The 3,176-nt window shown below is 66.2% G+C and carries 4 protein-coding genes and 1 pseudogene; 1 reads left to right on the top strand and 4 read right to left on the bottom strand.

The features are described from left to right. The first annotated feature begins 373 nt into the window (after positions 1–373). A complete protein-coding gene (locus E1292_RS52095; protein WP_165975180.1) occupies positions 374–814 on the top strand; it encodes a hypothetical protein in 441 nt (146 codons plus the stop codon). On the opposite strand, the gene E1292_RS49905 is transcribed toward E1292_RS52095, so the two are convergent. The 4 genes and pseudogenes from E1292_RS49905 to E1292_RS56290 form a co-directional block, all read right to left on the bottom strand. Continuing rightward, positions 802–1,575, bottom strand: a complete 774-nt coding sequence (locus tag E1292_RS49905) for a class I SAM-dependent methyltransferase (RefSeq protein ID WP_181958431.1) — start codon at positions 1,573–1,575, stop codon at positions 802–804. The genes E1292_RS52095 and E1292_RS49905 overlap by 13 nt on opposite strands. An 87-nt stretch (positions 1,576–1,662) precedes the next feature. After that, a complete protein-coding gene (locus E1292_RS49910) occupies positions 1,663–1,956 on the bottom strand; it encodes a hypothetical protein (protein WP_132606798.1) in 294 nt (97 codons plus the stop codon). 104 nt (positions 1,957–2,060) lie between these two features. Beyond that, a complete protein-coding gene (locus E1292_RS49915) occupies positions 2,061–3,068 on the bottom strand; it encodes an MFS transporter (RefSeq protein ID WP_342775786.1) in 1,008 nt (335 codons plus the stop codon). Between the two features lie 5 nt (positions 3,069–3,073). After that, a pseudogene (locus tag E1292_RS56290) lies at positions 3,074–3,176 on the bottom strand (IS982 family transposase); the annotation flags it as partial.

Here is a 3,176-nt window from a genome sequence, read left to right on the forward strand (position 1 = left end):
CCGCCTGCACTCAGCCATCGGCCACCTCCCGCCCGAGGAGTTCGAGGCGATCTACTACGCTCAGCACCATCCCAACGAAGCCCTAGCAATCAACCGCTGAGGTCTCCATCAAAGCCGGGGCGATTCACATCCGCGACCATGAACGGCTGCCGCAGCACAGCGAAATCATGATCATCTGGTCAGCGATCGTCCAGATGACGCGCCGCCTCACCCGCAGCGCCCGCGCCAGGGCCTCCTGGCACAGGGTTTCGTGACCGCACCGGTGCGGACTAGCCTGTCTCACAACCAGGCAAACGAGACAGGCTGATCCGCAGCCATACGACCACGAAACCCCTTGATGGGCACCCTTATGGGATCTCGAACCGCGCAGTGCTTGAACTGCGAGGCACCGCTGCCCCCGCCCACCGGCCGCGGCGGTCGGCCCCGCAAGTACTGCTCCGACGCCTGCCGGTGGGCCTTCGGCCGCACCCGCGCCAGGCGCTGGCGCCCCCTGACCCAGCGCCACCAACGCCAGGACGACACCCGCAAACAGCGCCGCCACCTCCGAGACCAGGCCGAACACCTCGCTCAGGCAGCCGGGAAGCTGGCCTTGGACCTGCATGCCGAAGATCTCGTCGCGCCCACCCAGCAAACCGGCTGGAAACCCGGTCCGATCGCCGGCTACACCGCCGCCGCCCTGCCCTTGCTCGCCCAGGCCCGCGCCGTCCTCGCCGCGGCCGTCACCGCCGACCGAGCGGCGGGAGCCACCTGGGACGAGATCGCCGCAGTTCTGGATGTCAGCCCTGACACCGCCGTCCGCCGCTATCGCGCCTGACCAGGGCATGCCGTCGGATCATTGGGCGTGGCCAAGAGGATGAAGCGGTGGGCGTGAGCCCTCAGCTCGCCGCCACGCGCCATCTCCTCGTGGAGAACGCGTAGGCGGCGGGCATAGCGATCCACGTCGAAGTCCGGCACCTGCCACGAGACAATCCGTAGAAACAGCACGAGCGCGCCGACGTCGTGGAACGTTGTCGCCACCTGCACCTCCTCGCTCCACATCACGGTCAACCCAGCCTCGGCCAGTGCGGCGCTCGCGCGGGCGAGATCCCAGTCGCGGCGGGCGAGCGGAGGCGCGGCCAGGGCTTCGTTAACCTCTTCGAGGTTGCGGCCGCCCACCTGCTGTGTGATGAAGAGACCGTCGCCGGTCAGGACTCGGCGGATCTCAGAAGGATCGTAGGACTCGTGTCGGCTGGCCACCAACGTGAAGGAGTCGTCAGGAAACGGCAGGACGTCATCCTCACCAACCGCTGCGACCTCGATGCCCAACGGCTCCAGACGGCGGCGGGCGATTGGCAGGTTGGGGAGGTAGCCCTCGGTGGCCCCAGTGCGAAGCGGGAGCCGGCCCAACTCGGAAAGAAACTCGCCGCCTCCCGTGCCTAGATCCAGCAACGAGGCCGCATGAGGCAGATGTGAAAGCAGGAGGCGCTTGTAGTCCCATGGCAGCGGATCCTCGACCATGCGGCCGCGAAGCGCTGCGAAGTCCCAGCCCTCAAGCGGGGTCGTGAGAGCCTCAGAGACTAATTCGTCATATTTCACCTGGCGATCATCCTTGATGCAGCCCTTGGGTGTCCCCTGGTTTTCCTCGCCGCACTGCAATGAAACACAGAGAGCATCAAGCTTCTCTTAATGATCACGAGCGTTTACGGAGTTCAGCAACAACCTCTCAGTCAGGGGATCGGCCGAATAGGTGGCCGCGTGATCGGCCAGCCAAGCCAGATACAGGCGCACCCGGGAGCGGTAGGTACGCCGGGTTTCGGCCGACAGCGGCGCCTGCTCCAGCGCGGCCGCGTACGCGTCGAGGACGGCGTCGTAACCGGGCGGCAGCCTTGTCGGGTGGGCGCCCGGACGACGCTTCGTAATGTCGGAAGCGGATCCGCTTCTTTGGAGCGACTCGGATTGCGCAATCTCGGAAGTCACACTTGGGAGTCTACTTCCGAGATGGCGTCAATCTCGGAAGCACTTCGCTTCGGGAGGTGCCAGGTGGTTTCGCGGCGCCAGGCGCTAAACAGTGGTGCCCATTTTCATCGTGGACCTGTTCGCTTGACCACCAGAAGGGTGATCAAGAGAGCGGCGACTGCGAAGGTGAGACTGACGGTGAAGGCGGTTCCCATGCCGTCAGCGATGGCGTGGACCGTGGGCTGCGTCGCGGAGCCGCTGTTGTCTTTGATGGTTGAGGCGTACACGGCGGACAGTACGGCGATGCCGAGTGATGCGCCGGTGAGCATCGCGGTCTGGAGCACCCCGGCGGCGGCTCCCGACTCGGCAGGGTCGACCGTGGACATGATCGCTATGTTGAACGGCACGACCACCAATCCCAGCCCCGCTCCGGTCAGCAGGAGGGGACCGGCGATGCCGGCCGCATAGCCGGTGGTTGCCGTGATCGGGACGAGCCACGCGACGCCGGTCGTGAGCAAGGCCACGCCGGTGAGCGCGACCGTCTTGCCGCTGAACTTGGCGATGGCTCGTGAGGCGTTCTGTGCGGTCAGCAGCATCCCGATCGCCATGGGCAGGAATGCCAGTCCAGCCTGCAGTGGGCTGTAGTTCAGCACCTGCTGCAGGAACTGGACGATGAAGAACTGCATGCTCATCGTCACCATGGGGATCAGCAGGAGGGTGGCGAAGGCGCCGGCGCGGGTGCGGTCGGCGAACAGCCGGAGCGGCATGATCGGCTGCCGCGTCCGTGACTCGATCAGTACGAACGCGACCAGCAGCACGATCCCGGCCGTCAACGCGGCGAGCGCGGCCGGGTCCCGCCAGCCGTGCTCGGCGGTGCGTACCAGCGCGAAGGCGACGGCGACCAGCCCGGACATCGACGTCAGCGCCCCGGCCGCGTCGAAGCGGCCGGTCCGTCGCGGCGACTCGGCGAGATAGCGCGGTGCGATCAGGACGGCGAACAGCCCGATCGGGACGTTGATGAACAGCACCCAGCGCCACGACAGTGCGGTGGTGATGACGCCACCGAGGATGAGGCCGAGGGTCATGGCGGAGGCGGTGACGGAGGAGTAGACGCCTAGATCGCTGATGTGAATTTGGGTTAGTGGTCGTAGGCGGTCAGGGACCGTTTCACGGGTGCGTCGGTGTTCCAGTTGTGCCAGATTGCGGCGTTGAGGGCGAGGATGCGTTGGCTGATGCGTGCC

Source organism: Nonomuraea deserti (assembly GCF_004348685.1).
In the GTDB taxonomy this organism is placed as follows: Bacteria; Actinomycetota; Actinomycetes; order Streptosporangiales; family Streptosporangiaceae; genus Nonomuraea; species Nonomuraea deserti.